The 17,827-nt window shown below is 26.9% G+C and carries 9 protein-coding genes; 3 read left to right on the top strand and 6 right to left on the bottom strand.

Translation table 11 applies throughout. The features are described from left to right. The first annotated feature begins 12 nt into the window (after positions 1-12). Entirely contained in the window at positions 13-1,506 is a 1,494-nt protein-coding gene (galT, locus tag CLSA_RS04150) for a UDP-glucose--hexose-1-phosphate uridylyltransferase (RefSeq protein ID WP_022744151.1), read from the top strand. 15 nt (positions 1,507-1,521) lie between these two features. After that, positions 1,522-2,535 (top strand): LacI family DNA-binding transcriptional regulator, encoded by a 1,014-nt coding sequence (locus CLSA_RS04145; protein WP_022744150.1) that lies wholly within the window; start codon positions 1,522-1,524, stop codon positions 2,533-2,535. Between the two features lie 494 nt (positions 2,536-3,029). On the opposite strand, the gene speB is transcribed toward CLSA_RS04145, so the two are convergent. The 4 genes from speB to CLSA_RS04125 form a co-directional block, all read right to left on the bottom strand. Next, entirely contained in the window at positions 3,030-3,881 is an 852-nt protein-coding gene (speB, locus tag CLSA_RS04140) for an agmatinase (RefSeq protein WP_022744149.1), read from the bottom strand. 249 nt (positions 3,882-4,130) lie between these two features. Further along, a complete protein-coding gene (locus tag CLSA_RS04135; RefSeq protein WP_022744148.1) occupies positions 4,131-4,679 on the bottom strand; it encodes an NADAR family protein in 549 nt (182 codons plus the stop codon). Between the two features lie 38 nt (positions 4,680-4,717). Further along, the gene (locus tag CLSA_RS04130) at positions 4,718-5,548 is read right to left on the bottom strand and encodes an AAA family ATPase (RefSeq protein WP_022744147.1); all 831 of its coding nucleotides are present in this window, start codon (positions 5,546-5,548) and stop codon (positions 4,718-4,720) included. Positions 5,549-5,551: 3 nt separating this feature from the next. Then, positions 5,552-6,355 carry an RNA ligase family protein gene (locus CLSA_RS04125; RefSeq protein ID WP_022744146.1) on the bottom strand — a complete coding sequence of 268 codons (804 nt, stop codon included), beginning with the start codon at positions 6,353-6,355 and terminating at the stop codon, positions 5,552-5,554. A 1,064-nt stretch (positions 6,356-7,419) separates the two neighbouring features. Between CLSA_RS04125 and CLSA_RS04120 the strand changes: the two genes are divergently transcribed. Beyond that, positions 7,420-8,637: a DUF5105 domain-containing protein gene (locus tag CLSA_RS04120; protein ID WP_022744145.1), complete on the top strand. Its 1,218-nt coding sequence runs from the start codon at positions 7,420-7,422 to the stop codon at positions 8,635-8,637. 146 nt (positions 8,638-8,783) lie between these two features. Here CLSA_RS04120 and CLSA_RS04115 read toward each other — a convergent pair whose 3' ends face one another. Both CLSA_RS04115 and CLSA_RS04110 read right to left on the bottom strand, forming a co-directional pair. Next, a complete protein-coding gene (locus CLSA_RS04115) occupies positions 8,784-9,752 on the bottom strand; it encodes a DUF2167 domain-containing protein (RefSeq protein ID WP_022744144.1) in 969 nt (322 codons plus the stop codon). Positions 9,753-9,886: 134 nt separating this feature from the next. Further along, positions 9,887-17,383 carry a non-ribosomal peptide synthetase gene (locus tag CLSA_RS04110; RefSeq protein ID WP_022744143.1) on the bottom strand — a complete coding sequence of 2,499 codons (7,497 nt, stop codon included), beginning with the start codon at positions 17,381-17,383 and terminating at the stop codon, positions 9,887-9,889. Between the last annotated feature and the right edge of the window lie 444 nt (positions 17,384-17,827).

Below are 17,827 nucleotides of genomic sequence, written 5' to 3'. Positions count from 1 at the left end.
GGAGTTTTTACTATGATAAATTATGAGATAAACAGACTTATAAACTTTGCTCTTCAAAAAAATCTTATATGTGAAGAAGATAAAATTTATACTACAAATATGATACTTGGAGTACTAAATTTAAATGAATTCGAAAATATTGAAATTGATGAAACTTTAGAAACTCCAACTCCAATTTTAGAAAATATATTGGATTATGCGTGTGATAATAATATTATAGAAAACACCACTACTGAAAGAGATTTATTTGATACTAAAATTATGAATTGTCTAATGCCTAGACCTTCAGAAGTTATAAATAAATTTAAATCTTTATATGAAATCTCTCCAATCAAAGCAACTGAATATTATTTTAATTTAAGTATAGCTTCAAATTATATTAGAAAAGATAGAACTAATAAAAATATAGTATGGAAATCTTCTACTGAATATGGAGATTTAGATATAACTATAAACTTATCAAAACCTGAAAAAGATCCAAGAGATATAGCAAAAGCTAAATTAATGAAATCTAGTTCTTATCCAAAATGTTTATTATGTAAGGAAAATGAAGGATTTTACGGTCATTTAAATCATCCTGCTAGACAAACTCATAGAATCATTCCTCTTGATTTAAGTGGTCAAAAATATTTTCTACAATATTCTCCTTATACCTATTATAATGAACATTGCATAATATTAAATTCAGAACATATTCCTATGAAAATAAATAGACAAACATTTGAAAACTTATTAAGTTTCATAGATGTATTACCTCATTACTTTGCTGGATCTAATGCAGATTTACCTATAGTTGGTGGTTCAATACTTTCTCATGATCACTATCAAGGTGGCCATTATACTTTTGCTATGGAAAATGCTCCTATAGAAAAGACTTACCTTATAAAAGGTTACGAAAATGTTGAAGCTGGTAGAGTTAAATGGCCTATGTCTGTTATAAGACTTTCAAGTAATGATAAGATTGAACTGCTAGACTTAGCTGAACATATATTAAATACTTGGAGAAATTATTCTGATCCATCAGTTGATATACTTAGCCATAGCAATGATGAACCTCATAATACAATAACACCTATTGCAAGAAAACGAAACAATAAATATGAACTTGATCTAGTATTTAGAAATAACAGAACAAGTACTGAACATCCACTTGGAATATTCCATCCTCATAGTGAAGTTCATCATATTAAAAAAGAAAATATAGGACTTATAGAAGTTATGGGACTTGCTGTACTTCCTGCAAGGTTAAAAGAAGAATTAAATATTTTAAAAACATATTTAATTAATAAAGCTACAGATATTTCAGACAATGAAATTGTAAGTAAACACACTCAATGGTATAATTACCTTATCGAAAAATATCAAAATATCTCTAAAGAAAATGTTAATACTATTCTTAGAGATGAAGTAGGCCTTAAATTCTTAGAAGTATTACTTCACGCAGGAGTATTTAAGAGAAATACAGAAGGCCTTAATGCTTTTGATAAATTTATAAATGTATTGTAAGGTGGATTAATAATTATGAAAACAACTATAGTAGAAGTAGCTAAAAAAGCAAATGTGTCTGTTGCAACAGTTTCAAGGGTAATGAACGGAAATTATCCTGTAAAAGCTGAGACTAAAAAACGAGTATTAGAAGTAATAGATGAACTCCAATATATACCTAATATTCAAGCACGTGAACTTATTAAGCAAAAATCAACTACTATAGGTGTTGTCGTACCTAGTCTTACTAATATGTTTTTCCCTGAAGTAGTAAATGGTATTGAAAATAGTTTAAAACTTAACTCTTTCTCTTTACTTCTTGCTTGTACTAATAATGATAAAGATGAAGAAAAGTTATGTGTAAATAATCTACTAGCTAGAAATGTTTCTGGAATAATAGTTATTGATCCTAACACAAATAATGTTAAATCTAAATTTTATAATCATGTTTCAAAGCAAATGCCATTGGTATTTGTAAATGGATATTCAATAACTCCTAATATTTCTTCTGTTTCCAATGATGAATCCATGGGAGCTGCCTTATCTTTAAATTATCTTTTAGAAAATAATCATACTGATATTTTATTTATAAGAGGAAAAGATAGTTATTCATATGATGTAAAAGAGAAAGTATATATAGAAATAATGACAGATTTAAATATTTATAATCCTGAAAATATTATAAATATAGGTGAAGGAAATAGTAATGAAACTGTTGAAAATACCGCTAATATATTGATTGATATTTTACAAACTAAATCATCAACTGCTATTTTTGCTTGTAATGACCTTATGGCTGTAGGTGCACTTAATGCTTGCAAAAAATTAAACTTAGATGTTCCAAAGGACTTATCGATAATAGGCTATGATAATATTGATCTAAGCAAATTTGTAGAGCCAAAATTGACTACTATAGATCAAAACATGTTCCTTCTTGGAACGAATGCAGCGACTCTATTATTAGAAAAAATTGAATCTGACAATAAATATAGCAAACGAATATTACTAAATAACTCTCTAGTAGAACGTGATACTGTTAGACGCATTTAACATAATTTTATGGTTATTAGATAACCAACCGAAAGAAAGGAAACTCTTTTGCTCGGTTGCTAGAGAATGTAGCTGTGCATTTCTAACATTAGAAGTTGTTCTATTTCTGCATGTTCCCTCAGGTAAACTGAAGGACAAGCAAAAACAGAACAACTTCTAATGAACAAATGCTACATCTACATTCTCAATGCAACACTCCGCAAAAGAGTTTCCTTTCTTTCTGATATATATAATTAAATTCAATGAATGTTATATCTATAATAATATTATGTTTGTTTAATATTATATAAATACTTACTTCAAAACAAGTTTGAACAAGCACATTTGGAACAACTTATGCTTTAAGAATCACAAACATAAAACTTCCTAATGAAACACTCCACAAAAGTATGTTCCTTTTTTCTAGTAACTAAAACAACAGCGCACCATTTCTTTCGGTTGGCTACCACATATTTATAAATCCAAAGTTGTTTATGTATAATATTTGAATTTATTTATGCTTTATAAGTGCTAAGTAAAAGTTCTCTTAAAACTTTGCAAGCTAATGCTGTTGAGCTTCCACTTTGATCGTATATTGGTGATAATTCATTTACATCCATACCAACAATATTTAATTTTGAAACTTTTAAAATTGCACCTAATAATTGCATAAATGTTACTCCGCCTGCTTCTGGAGTTCCTGTGCCTGGAAATACTGATGGATCTAGTACATCTAAATCTATTGTAAAATAAACTGGTTTTCCTTTTAATTTTTCAATAACTTCTTCAAGTCCTGTAAAATTAAATTTACTAGTATAAACATGATCTTTTCCCCAGTAAATTTCTTCTCTGTCTCCCGATCTTATCCCAAATTGAAATATTTTATTATCTCCAACAATATCCCATACTCTATGCATAACTGAAGCATGTGATAATGTCTCTCCTAAATAACTATCTCTTAAATCAGCATGAGCATCAAAATGAATTATATGTAAATCAGGATATTTTTTAGCTACAGCTCTAACTGAGCCTAGTGTTACTAAATGCTCTCCACCTATCATACAAGGAACCTTATCATCATTAATTATTTCACTTGCAAATTCTTCAATTTGATCTAATGCCTTCTGTGGATTTCCAAATGGAAGTTCTAAATCTCCTCCATCAAAAATAGACATATCTTCTAAATCTTTATTTTGATATATACTATATGTTTCAATTCCAAAAGATTCACTTCTCATTGCCTTACTTGCAAATCTTGTACCTGGTCTAAACGAAGTTGTTGAATCAAAAGGTGCTCCAAATATAACCATCTTTGCTTCATCATATTCATTATCACAACCTATAAAAGTTTCAATATTTCTATTCATTCATATCCTCCTTAGTATCTCTAATTTAAAATTTTATTTCTATTACTTAGGAATTACTTTAAATAAGCAACCTATAACTTAGGCTTATTTAGTAACTTACCCAAATCAGAAATGTTTTTTAATCTATATATGTGAAAGTCACTTTAAATTCAATTGTCTTTCCAGCACTTATTATATCAGTTCCATACAACATTGCAAGTATATAAAGTATGTCATATTCTTATGATCTTTACCAATTATTATTTTCTTTTATCCAAGCAATTCATCTCTAACTTCCATTAATGCAAAACCTAATAAATTTTTTCCTTTCCAAATGAATGGATTCTCTATATTATCTGTATCTTTTACTAAACCAATTCCCCAAATCTTATCTATTGGACTTGCTTCCACTAATACACGTTGCTTTGTATTAATTAAGAATTCAAGTAGTTCTTTATTCTGAGAAAACTTAGCTATATTTCCTCTTTTAACAATCTGAAAACAATTTTTAGCCCACACATCTTCTTTAAAACCTTTTACCATTCTTCCTAATGATTTTACCTGCTTCGGATGTTTACATTCTAAAATTTGTTTTCTTATTTCATCGTCATCAAATAACTTTGCTTTTTCAGCCATCATATATTGTTCTGCACTGTTATAATGCTCTCCATCTACTTCAAAGTTGCAAATCCACCATTGACTAAAACAACTCTTTGTAATACTGCCATCTTTTGAAGGCTGATGTCCCCAAAAGAACATATATTTTAAGCTCTTTCCTTTATTAAATTCTTTTTGAATGAGTTCTACTGTATATTTCATTTCTATACCTCTTTCATCTTTTACCAATTAAGTTCTTATCATTTTTCATTTTCCATGATACAATATTCAATTTTATAACCTTCAAAATTCTCAATCATATCAAATTTATGAATCATGTTATTTAATACTTTTAAGGGAATGCTTCTATCTCTAATTTTATTTCTAGAAATCAATTCATTATATGGAGCTTCAATATAAATAAACTTTACTCTTGCTCCATAAGATGAAAATAAATTACATAATTTCTTTCTAGTATCACTTATGATATTCGTTGCATTCCATATAAATGGCTGTTTAAGTCTTAAATACTCTTTTGCTCTATCCTTTGCAATCATAACAATTTTACTCGAATTATCCATTGGTGATACATTAAACTCTTCTCTAATATCATCTAGTGAAACTACATTCATATAATTCAAATTTTCTTTTATATAAGTATCTTTTCCAGCCAGTGGCAAACCATGATATCTTATTAGTGCTGCAATCTGCTCTCTAGTTTTAAAATCAATTATATATTTTTGTACATATTCTTTATAAACTAATTCTCTAAATAACTTTGCACCTTTAACTGCATGCTTTGAAGATTTTATTTCCCCATCTTCAATTTTAGTACAGATTATTTTGCCTATATCATGAAACAAAGCTCCTAAATATAAAATTACCTTTTGCTCATTAGACAGTTCACTCCATTCTTTTAAATTCAAAAGTTCATTACATACATATTTAGTATGAATATATACATTTCCTTCTCCGTGATATTTAGGATTTTGAGGTATCTGCTTAAGAGTATTTATAACTTGAAATTCCTCTACTATCTTATTAAAATCAAACTGTTTATTAAGTATGTTTTCAAATAAATTAATCTTCATAATTTATACCTCTTCTCCTGATGAAAATAACTCCACACCAGATTTGAGTTTATTGGGAATAATAGGTCTGTTAACCCAATGAGTTTCGGAATCTAAGATAGTATTTAAAAATGAACTTCTTACATATTTAAATCTGTCTATAACTTCATCTTTATTTTCAACCTTAATATATAATCCTTCCATTAAATCTGAAATATCAGTTTGCTTTACAGCTATGTCATAAGATAATTTTAATTCATCACATTGCTTTCTTAAAACTTCTTTACAATTTTCAGACTTAAAATTAGATTTACCTAAAAATGATGTTAACTCTTTTAACTTATTTAATTTTCCTTCATAAAGCACTAAAACTGAAGTAATAAAATCATGCCCATTAAGAATTTCTCTTCTTTTTTTAGTACTTAGAAATTTATTTTCCACCTTATCATAAATGTCAAATTCCATAAAATAATGAGTAAGTTCATCATAGAAAACAGTATGTTTTGCATATAACCATTCTCCATACATTACATATCTATCGCCTAATATCCTCTCTAATTCATATTTATTAGTGTTCGCCCACAATTTAAATAAAGAAAACTGCTTTTCTCCATAACCTCCATTTAGAAAATGACCTCTACTTTGCAAAAGTAACTTTCCATTCTCATCAAAGCTTATTCCAGCATTTGCTCCATCAACTTTTTCCTCTATAACTATATATTTATCTTTAATAAATTCAAATTTAACACTTTTTAAATCTTCATCACCAGCTTGAAGTCTTGATCCTTCAATATGATTAGTTCTTGGATATTTAAATATTCCGTCCATACACTCTCTTCTTTCTTAATTTATTTATACTCGTTTCAAAAACACTCATATATCTAAAAGAAAATAAATATTTTTGTGATTCTATATTTCTACGTTATTTAATAAAAACCAGCACTCATTGAAATCAAATATTTTGACAAAATAAAAAGTGCTGCAAATATAAATTTTCACAACACAAATAAACTAAAAAAGATATTGCTTTTTTAGAAAGATAGACATTTTTTAAAAATAGATATATATAATAAACTATTTCCTAACTATCCTTACTATGTTATTGAAAAATATATTCTAAATTTAAAAATAAGAGCACATAAAAAATAAGTTTTCTTCAATCTATAAAAAAACTTTCATTTATAAATACATTATTAAAGCTCTTAATTTTATACCAAATTATTTTGATATAAACACCTATCTAATAAAATTAGATTTAGTCTATTAGAATATACACATTACATAGTTATCTTCCTTTCAAATAGTACAATTTATTTTAATATAACATTTCGAACTTCATATGTCAAATTAATCCATATTGATAACTAATGGATAGAATAGCTTAAAATTAATCAAAAGCCTCCTAATTCAAGCTATTCCTTATCAATCATTGATTAAGGCACATGAACTAATATAACAAGTCAACTCTGTCATGAAAAATATACTTCTAGATGAACTTGTTATTTTTTTGATTGTTCCTAAAATAGCTGAATTTTACTAAAACATTATTTCTTTATAATCTTAATATTAAATATTTTTTATTTATATATATTTTTTAGGCTGTAATTATGTGAGTAAAAATTATCTTTTGTTGCATTTAATTGGATGATATAATATATTATGTCAATTATTGATGACATAAGGCACGTGAAAATAAATAACAGGTCCAATTTGCCATGGATATTTTTCATCAGGCAAGGAGGTGAATTGCCCTCATAGCGGGCCTATTAGGTCAATTTAACGAATCGCTTACTCAGTGAGCGAATGCGAGTCGAGCTTCCTCTGATGGAAAATAAGCTGGCAAATGGACTTGTTATTTATTTGAATTTGCCTAAATCATAGGGGTGAAAATAATGAAGAAAAAAAGAATACTTAGTTTTTTAACATTAGTAGCATTATTATTTAGTTTTCTATTTAGTGGATGTTTTGATAGTAATGCAGCTAAAAACTCAGCAGAAATTTACTGTTCCTTAATCTTTAAATCTGATGCTCAAAATATTCAACAAATAGGACTATCGGATTCTGATAAAGATAATTTAATAAAGGACTATCAAAGCAAAATAAAGGATCGTCTGAAACAAAATCTGATTTTTATGGGATATCTAGCTTCAGATGATCAATTAAATTCCGTATGTGATGGATATAAAGAAGCACTTTCAAAAATTACATATGAGACAAAACAAATTTCTAAATCAGGTGATGAAGCTCAAGTTGAAATTTCAACAACTAACTTTGATGTAAAAAAAATTGATGAACAAGCTGCAACAGATGCTTTAAACGAAACTGATACTATGGAATTTTCAAGCACTGATGAAGAAAACAATAAATTTAATGAAATTTATTTAAACAAACTTGCAGAAGGATTAAAAAATGCAGAAATAAGTTCTGACAAATCTTCTAATACGTTCAAGTTTAAAAAAGTCAATAAATATTGGGTACCAGATGATTCTGCTAATTTTGGATATAAATTAATTCGATTAGCAACAGATGAAGAAAATACTGATTTAAATATTGATGAAGAAAGTATTTCTCCAGAAGAAAGTGCTAAGCTTTTTTGGAACTTAGTAATTAATCAAGACAGCAGTTCAATAGAAAAAATTGGATACAGCAAAGCATTTGGCGAAAGATTAATTAAAAATAAGAATAAAGAGTATTTTAAATATTTGAAAAATGAGTTTAATAAAGCTGGTATTTCATTGTCAGATGAGCAAATTCAAGGAATAATAAATGCATTACTAAGCTCAATAAAGAAAACTTCAGCTAATTTTGAGGTAGCATCTAAAACAGATAATTTAGCAAAAGTTAAAGTATCATCAACCTCAATAAATTTAAATTCAATAGCTACTAAAACTGAAAATAATATTAAGAATCAAATATCATCGGGTAAAATTACTAGTAAACAACAAGCTCTAGATTCTTGTATTTCACTTATTACAGATGAAATTAATAATGCACAATTAGGCTCTTCAAACAATGAAAATACATTTAGCTTTACTAAAATAGCAGATATATGGATTCCTTCAAATGTAAATAATTATGTTGAAAATATTACTGATATGAGTATAAAATAATGTAAAAACAAAACTCCAGTAGATTATTAAGCTCTACTGGAGTTTTACTATTTTTAAATTTAAAAATCAAAATAAATACTTGCAAATTGCGTTATTCTTTAATTATCCTTTTTGAAAATTTATACATTAATTTTATAACTTATTTTCTAATTATCATCCCTTAATGAATCAGAAACTGTTGAAGTATTCTCGTTTATAGCATCAACTGTAGTGTTTTCCCCATATGTTGTATCTTCTGAATTATTATTAATCTCATTAGTTGTTTTACGCTTTCTCTTAAAAATACTCATTATTCCTTTAAAAAATGCGCCTATACCAACTATTATTAACATCCATGCCTTTTTTAACATAAGTAATATTTTTGCAAATATACCTATCTTAGCTACTCCAGTACCACCAGCAATTAAAGCAGCCAGTCCACCTACTTCAGCAACCTTATCCCCTTTTATATAATCTGTGTACTTTTTACCTTCTTTATAAGAGTACTTACTAATTATAGTTTCTAAATTAGGTTTAACTTTATCCATTTCATCTTTATCTGCAACTAATGTAACTTCTGTTACTCCACCACGCCCTAGTATTCTTACATTATAATTAACTATTTGAGTTCCTTCACTGTTACACAATACTGACCAAGTTAAGTTATGAGTATTTGCATCATAATGTGGTTTCTCATCCCAGCCAATTATATCAAGTACTGGTTTTCCGCTTTTTCTTCTTTCCTTATTATCTTTCTCTGTTCCTTCTTTTATCTGTGATAATATTTTGTCTGCATCTATTTTGTTGGCATCCTTATCTTCTACATATCCTATATCATCAAATTCAAATAAAACATACCAATTTTCATTATCATCCTTTGGAAATACTATTCCTTGCTCAGCACCACTAACAGTATTGTCCATTTTCTTCATTATTTCCTTAGTATCTTTACCATTAGCAAACATATATTCACTAGGTAAATCTAATTTTGCTAAATCAGTTCCAACATCAACAGTCTTTGGGCCTTCAATCCAATTTACTTTTGATAAATCTACAGAAGCCTCAGCATGTGCAATTCCTGTATTCAGCATAGCTGTTATTAAAACAACTATCAATGTTAATATTCGCTTAAACATATACGTTCTCCTTATTCTTAATAATTACGCCCCCCGTACATTATACATTTCTTCCAAAATATAGCTATTATACAAAAGTATAATATTATGAGTAGGAAAAGTACATTTCAACAGCCTTATTCTAAGCTAAATAATTATAAGAAATTAACTTTCTCACAATAATCGAGCATTCTTTTTAGAGCACTTTCATCTAGTTTACTCCATTCAAAACCAAATTCTTTTAAAATAGCATTTGTTCTATCACTAACAGTTACAAAAGTTGTTGTATTATTATTTTCAAGTAAACCTAAATGAACCATAACATCATCAACATATTCCCTTAATTTTTCATCTTCGCTCTTTACTGAAATATAAGATAGAAAATCATCCATATTTTTAAGTTCTATGTCTTTATATTTTCTTCTTAATGCTTGCATTAAATCCATTGCATTTAATTTTTTAGGATTTTCTATATGGAATACTCTATTCCTGTAATTAGTCTTGTTAAAAATAAGAATAATTGCTTTAGCTAATTGATCTACATAGGAAAAATCAAAAATATTTTCTTTTATTTCTGGTACACATTTAAGTTTAATAAATGCTTTGATATTCTTATAAAATGCATTTTCTGTTATATTTTCTTGAAATAGTCCTGTTTCATAATTAAACGTTACATTTCCAAGTCTAAATATCTTAGTATTTAATGATTTCTTACCAGCTTCTTCAACTAACTTTTCAGCTTCTAATTTTGAGCGTACATATACATTATCACACTCTTGACCAATATCAATATCTAATTCTGAAAACATAACAAATTCTTTATTAGGAACCTTTCCACTTCCAACACTTATGGTAGATATTTGATTAAAGTCCTTCCTTACGCCCTTTTCAGCAAAATCTAATAAATGCTTTGTACCTAAAACATTTATATTATAGAAGTCTTCATATTTACCATAGTGTTTTACATTAGCTGCAGAATTAATTATGCAATCTATTATTAAAGATAATTTTTTGTAGGAATTAGTATCCATACCTAAATAATCCTCTGATATATTTCCTATTAAAATATTTATTCTATTTTTATACTCAAAATAAAATCTTTTTCCAAAATAGAAATCAGCTTTTTTAATTACTCTATCTTCAGCTTCTCTAATATCTTTTCCTCTTAATAACAAATATACTTTACTATTTGTGTTTATTAAAAGCTCTTTTAAAATATTTATACCAACATATCCAGTACTACCTGTAAGCAAAATATTCTTGTAATTAATCTCATCATTCACTTTCTTATTTATATATTTTTGAGTATCATTCATATATAGACCATAAGCTGATTTTATAGCTTTAGGAGTTTTATTTTCTTCCCTAAACACTGTAGCACTTACTTCTTCCTTAGCTATTCTAACTTTTAATTTAGATACTTCCTTTTTAAGATTGATGTTAAATGCCAATTCTTGTATGGTCGGATATTTAAATATATCATTTATAGAGATACTAAATTCCTTTGTTAGTCTTGAAACTACTGAAATTGCCTTTAATGAATTGCCTCCTATTTCAAAAAAATTCAAATCAGTACTTATATTTTTTATCCCCAATATTTTACTCCATACCTTAGAAATTTTTTCTTCAATATTATTTTTAGGCGCTATATATTCATAATTTAAATCAGATACATTAGGACTTGGAAGTGCTTTTCTGTCAACTTTTCCATTGGAATTAACAGGCATACTTTCAAGCTGCATTATATGAGAAGGAATCATATAACTTGGAAATTCTTTTTTCAAGAACTCCTTTATTTCCTTTTGAGAAACTTTTTCTTTGCTTACAACATATGCACATAAATATTTATTTCCACTGTCATCCTTCTTGTCCACTACTATTGCTTCTTTTACTTTTGAATATTTTAATAATTCTTCTTCAATTTCCTGCATCTCTATTCTAAAGCCATTAATTTTTACCTGATAATCAATTCTGCCCATAAATTGTATATTTCCATCTGGCATCCATTTTGCAAGATCACCAGTTTTATATATTTTTTCGCCCCTAACGTATGGATTTTCTATAAATTTTTCTTTTGTAAGCTCTTCTCTATTTAAATACCCTCTCGCAATTCCATCTCCACCTACACATAGTTCTCCAGGAACCCCTACTGGAAGAAGATTCTTATTTTTATCCATTATATAAGCAGTTGAATTAGATATCGGCATTCCTATAGGTACTGTCATATTTTCATCCCAATTATCCTTAACTTCATATACTGTAGAAATCACTGCATTTTCTGTTGGTCCATATGCATTTAGAATTTTTAAATTTTTATATATTTGAGTTATTTTGCTTACCTGTTTACTTGATATGACATCTCCTCCTACAACTAAATACTTTAATCCTTTAAATATTGCTACATTGCTTTCACTGTATTCATTAAATAATGGAGTAGGCATAAGCATTATTGTTATTTTGTTATGATCAATGTAAGTTTCTAATGCTGTATCATTAATTATTAAGGCTTTATCTTCTAAGTGTAATGCAGCTCCATTAAGCAGTGCAATCCAAATTTGAAATACAGATGCATCAAAAGACAAGGATCCAGATTGAAGAATTTTATCATTATCCTTAATTTTAATATAATCAGGATTATTTACGAGTTTTACTAAATTTCTATTTTCTAAGCATACTCCTTTAGGATTTCCAGTTGAACCTGATGTATAAATCACATATACCAAATCTGTAACTGAATTTACGCTCAGAAGATTTTCTTTACTTTCTTTAAATATTTCTTTACTATTTAAATCTATTAATTGTATATTTATTTTTTCTAAGTTAACTTTATCTAATTGATGTTTTTTAATTAATATTATCTTGCTTCTACTGTCCCCAAGCATATATCTTATTCTTGCCTCAGGATAATCTTCATCTATTGGCAGATATGCAGCTCCACTTTTTATTATAGCGAGCATGCCAATTATTGTATCTATACTTCTATCACATAATATTGGGATAATGTCTTCTTTATTTACTCCTTTTTTCAGTAATATATTACCAAGCTGATTTGCTCTTTCATTTAATTCTTTATAAGTCAAATATTGTCCATTTGATACAAGTGCAATTTTACCTTGTGAATTTTCTACTTGTTCTTCAAATAGCTCCTTTATTGTTTTATTATCAGCATAAGCTCTTTTTGTACTGTTAAATGTATTTAATATTAAATTTTTCTCCCCATTAGATAACATATCAAAATTATCAATAGGCTTATCTAAATCTTCGAGAACTCTTTCAATGATATTAATATAATTTCGTATAAAACTTTCTATTGTTTCTTTTTTATATAATTCTGTTTTATATTCTAATTCACCTGATATTTTGTCCTTATTCTCTTTTAGTATCATAGAAATAGGAAACTTTGCCACGTTACTTTTCAACTTATATTCTGATATTTCTGTATCCTCTAACCTTAAATTCTCAATATTTATATTTTGAAAAGATAAAACTACATCAAAGAGCGATACTTTTTTTATATTTAATTTTTCAATTATATTCTTAAGATCATAGTTTTGATTTTCAAATGCTTTTAAGGAATTTTCCTTAACTTCCTTTAAGAAATCCCTAAAACTACTATTCTTATTTATTTTATTTCTTAATGGTAATGTATTAACAAACATTCCTACTGTATCTTTTAACTCTTCGGAAGTTCTTCCTGCTGCTGGAGTTCCTATTATTAAATCATCTTGGCCAGTATACTTATATAAAAGTACATTGTATGCTGCCATATAAAACATGAACTTTGTTACCCCAAAACTAGCTATAACTTTGTTTATTTTTAAAGTTAATGCTCCATCTATTTCAAAGGTTAACAGGTCTCCTTTAGAACTTTCATTTGATATCTTCTTATAATCTAAAGGCATATTTAATTTAGGAATCTCTCCTTTAAACATATTAAGCCAATATTTTTCCTGAACATCTAATAACCCATTTTTATATAAATTATTTTGCCAATTTGAAAAATCTTTATATTGAACTTTAGGCATGCAGAGATTTTCTCCATTATATAATGAAGATAATTCTTTTGTTATTATACTCATTGAAACTCCATCTGAAACTATGTGATGTATATCTATGAGTAATATCGCTACATCATTAAATTTAATAAGGTTAACATGGATAAGTGGTGCTTTACCCAAATCAAATGGCTTTATAAAATTTTCGATTTTAATTTTATCATCATTGAAATTACTATTTATTTTTATATGCTCAACTTTAAAGTCCACTTTTTTATGAACTTTTTGATATATATTTTCATCGAACACATGAAAACTTGTCCTTAACGATTCATGCCTATTTATTAATTCATAAATTGCTTTGTCTAAGCGTCCATTATCAAAATCACCTTTTATTAAATATGCAATAGGTATATTATAGTTTGTGCTATTTAAATTTGTTTGATTTATTGCATATATTCTCTTTTGCACTGCTGATGCTTCATAATACTCTTTTTCCTCTACTTTCTCAATTTCATTAAAATTAAAAGTTTCCTCTACTGACATAACATTTAAATATTCTGCTAATTCTTCTATTGTAGGCTTATTAAATACATCTGTAACAACAATTCTCCTCTTGAATTCTTTATAAATTCTAGAAACTAAATTTACGGCCGTTAATGAATTTCCTCCTATATCAAAGAAATTATCTTTTATGGATATCTCTTTCATAGTAAATATTTGGCGCCAAATATTGTTAAGTTTTAGTTCGACTTCATTTCTAGGCTTTATAAATTCAACATCACTTTGTGATAAATCAGGGATTGGCAGTGCTCTTCTTTCAACTTTTCCATTAGAATTAACAGGCATACTTTTAAGCTGCATTATGTGTGAAGGAATCATGTAATTTGGAATTTCCTTTTTTAAAAAATCCTTTATTTCTTTTGAACAAACTTTTTCTTTACTTACAACATATGCACATAAATACTTATTCCCACCTTCATCCTTTTTATCCACTACAACTGCTTCTTTTATTTTTGAATATTTTAATAATTGTGCTTCAATTTCTTGTAGTTCTATTCTAAAGCCATTAATCTTTACTTGATAATCTATTCTTCCTATAAACTGTATATTCCCATCTGGCAGCCATTTTGCAAGATCACCAGTTCTATATATTCTTTCTCCTTTTACATAGGGATTTTCTATAAATTTTTCCTTTGTAAGCTCTTCTCTATTTAAATATCCCCTTGCAATTCCATCTCCACCTACACATAATTCTCCTGGAACCCCTATTGGAAGAAGATTCATATTTTTATCCATTATATAAGCGGTTGAATTTGATATTGGCATTCCTATAGGTACTGCCATGTTTTCATCCCAATTATCCTTGACTTCATATACTGTAGAAATTACTGCATTTTCTGTTGGTCCATATGCATTAAGAATTTTTAAATTTTTATATACTTGAGTTATTTTGCTTATCTGTTTACTTGATATGACATCTCCGCCTACAACTAAATACTTTAATCCTTTAAATATTGCTACATTGCTCTCACTATATTGATTAAATAATGGAGTAGGCATAAGCATTATTGTTATTTTGTTATGAGCAATGTAAGTTTCTAATGCTGTATCATTAATTATTAAGGCTTTATCTTCTAAGTGTAATGCAGCTCCATTAAGCAGTGCAATCCAAATTTGAAATACAGATGCATCAAAAGACAAAGATCCAGATTGAAGAATTTTATCATTGTCCTTAATTTCAATATAATCAGGATTATTTACGAGCTTTACTAAATTTCTATTTTCTAAGCATACACCTTTAGGATTTCCAGTTGAGCCGGATGTATAAATTACATATACTAAATCTTTAACTGAATTTATATTATGAATATTTTCTTTACTTTCGCTAAATATTTCTTTGCTATTCAAATCTATTAATTGTATATTTATTTTCTCTAAATTCACTTTTTCTATCTGATGTTTTTTTACTAAAAGCATCTTGCTATTACTATCTTTAAGCATATACTCTATTCTTGCTTCTGGATACTCTTCATCTATTGGCAAATAGGCAGCTCCACTTTTTATAATAGCCAGCATACCAATTATTGTATCTATACTTCTATCGCATAATATTGGGATAATATCTTCTTTGTTTACTCCCTTTTTTATCAGTAAATTACCAAGCTGATTAGCTCTTTCATTTAATTCTTCATAAGTTAGATACTGTCCATTTGATACAATCGCTATCTTATTTTGTGAATTTCCAGCTATTTCTTCAAATAATTCTTTTATTGTTTTATTCTCAGCATATTTTCTTTTTGTATTATTAAATTCATTTAATATAAGATTTTTCTCTTCTTCAGAGATTATCTGTATTTCTGCAATTTTTATATTAGAATTCTTAATAATCTGCTTTGCAATGGACTCCATACCATTAAACATTTGTATAATTTGCTGTTCAGTATAATCTTCTATTTTGTACTGAATTTCTAATTCAATATTTCCATTTTTTTTAAATTCTTTAATAAAAATATGCAATTGGGTATTTGTATATTCTTGAGGAAAAATTTTATTATCAATACTAATCTCATAAGGATTTTTTAAGGAATAACTTTCAATCTGATAATAATTCACACAAAATTTAAATAAAGAGTCAACTCCCTTTTTCTTTAATTCTAAGTCCTGTACTAATAAATCATACGGATATTTTTGATTATCATAGCAGCTTTTAAGCTCATAATTTAAATAATTTAAAAATTCATTAAATGTAATATTATCTTCTAAATTTATTCTTAAAGGCATAATTCCTGTAAGCATACCTATAGTTTTCCTATTACGTTCATTTCTCGTATTAAAACAGGCTACAGCAAGTGTTATATCATTATCATTCAATATTCTGCTCATATATATACTGGAAATAGAAATGAAAAATTTATTTAAGGAAATATTGTACTCCTTCAAAAATTTTTTAAGCTTATCACTTATCTTACTATTCAACAAATATGACTTTGTTTTTGATTTAATACTTTTGGGATTTATATATATAGAATTTACATTTAAATTTGAGAATTTTTTATTCCAGAATTGCTTATTCTTTTTGAACTCTTCTGAATTTAGATATTCTTTTTCATCATATATAAGATCTATATATGAATTTTCAAGATTAGAGTCAGCAATTTTATTATTGCATAATTGCTGATATATATTAGAAAGTTGTTTAATTAATAGATTGCAAGACATTCCATCAAAAACAAGATTATGTATAAAAAAACACACTCCCATTCCTTCATTATTAGTCTTATAAAGATAGAACTTGAATAATAATTCATTTTGTTTATATAAAGTTTTCTTTCCTTCATTTATACAAAATTCATCAAGTTTTCTTTCAGCCTTATCATTGTATAATGAAAAATCTAAGAAAGGTATATTAATGTATTTATATTCATCCACATATTCATATAGTTTCCCCTCCTCTTCACAAAATTTTAATCTTAATGAATCATTTTTTTTGATAATTATATTTATTGTTTTCTCTAATAATTTAACATCTAAATTACTACCTATATTAATTTTGGATACAATATTATTCATTGACGTATTAGGAAACAATACCTCATTATACCAAATTCTCTTTTGTAGATGAGTTATTTCAAACTTTTCATTAACATTGTTCATAAAGAAACACCTCCCAATATATTATTTTTCTAAATACATTATAATTCGGAACCAATTTTATTCTCAATTCCCATATTTTAAGAGTATATTGATATACTAGCACTCCATCAAAACATTTCACATATATCTATAACAATTTTTAACAAACTAGAAATCTATACAAATTATGTTAAACATTTTGAATAATTTATTAAAATTACTATTTTCTTTCAAGGTGCTGATTTCTACAGAATTGCAGGTATTCTTCTAATTAAAATTTCATACAAAAATATATTAAAAAATCTATTTTTTAAGGACTCATATAAGCCTTTCCCATTGCTCCATTTTTTCCTTGCCCTTGTACATAAACGCACAAAAGCCAGGACTTCTAATCATTTTCTGATTAAAAATTCCTGACTTTTTTATGAGTAACTTTTTCTCAATTATAAAACCTCATTTCCATTA

The organism is Clostridium saccharobutylicum DSM 13864 (genome assembly GCF_000473995.1).
Classification (GTDB): Bacteria; Bacillota; Clostridia; order Clostridiales; family Clostridiaceae; genus Clostridium; species Clostridium saccharobutylicum.
The sequence above is the reverse complement of the archived record's forward strand: the minus strand, read 5'-3'. Positions and strand labels throughout refer to the sequence as shown.

Bases quoted from the DNA above. Each gene is read 5' to 3' on its own strand.
- CLSA_RS04110 (WP_022744143.1), bottom strand. From the start codon at position 17,383: ATGAACAATGTTAATGAAAAGTTTGAAATAACTCATCTACAAAAGAGA.
- CLSA_RS04115 (WP_022744144.1), bottom strand. From the start codon at position 9,752: ATGTTTAAGCGAATATTAACATTGATAGTTGTTTTAATAACAGCTATG.
- galT (WP_022744151.1), top strand. From the start codon at position 13: ATGATAAATTATGAGATAAACAGACTTATAAACTTTGCTCTTCAAAAA.
- CLSA_RS04120 (WP_022744145.1), top strand. From the start codon at position 7,420: ATGAAGAAAAAAAGAATACTTAGTTTTTTAACATTAGTAGCATTATTA.
- CLSA_RS04145 (WP_022744150.1), top strand. From the start codon at position 1,522: ATGAAAACAACTATAGTAGAAGTAGCTAAAAAAGCAAATGTGTCTGTT.
- speB (WP_022744149.1), bottom strand. From the start codon at position 3,881: ATGAATAGAAATATTGAAACTTTTATAGGTTGTGATAATGAATATGAT.
- CLSA_RS04130 (WP_022744147.1), bottom strand. From the start codon at position 5,548: ATGAAGATTAATTTATTTGAAAACATACTTAATAAACAGTTTGATTTT.
- CLSA_RS04135 (WP_022744148.1), bottom strand. From the start codon at position 4,679: ATGAAATATACAGTAGAACTCATTCAAAAAGAATTTAATAAAGGAAAG.
- CLSA_RS04125 (WP_022744146.1), bottom strand. From the start codon at position 6,355: ATGGACGGAATATTTAAATATCCAAGAACTAATCATATTGAAGGATCA.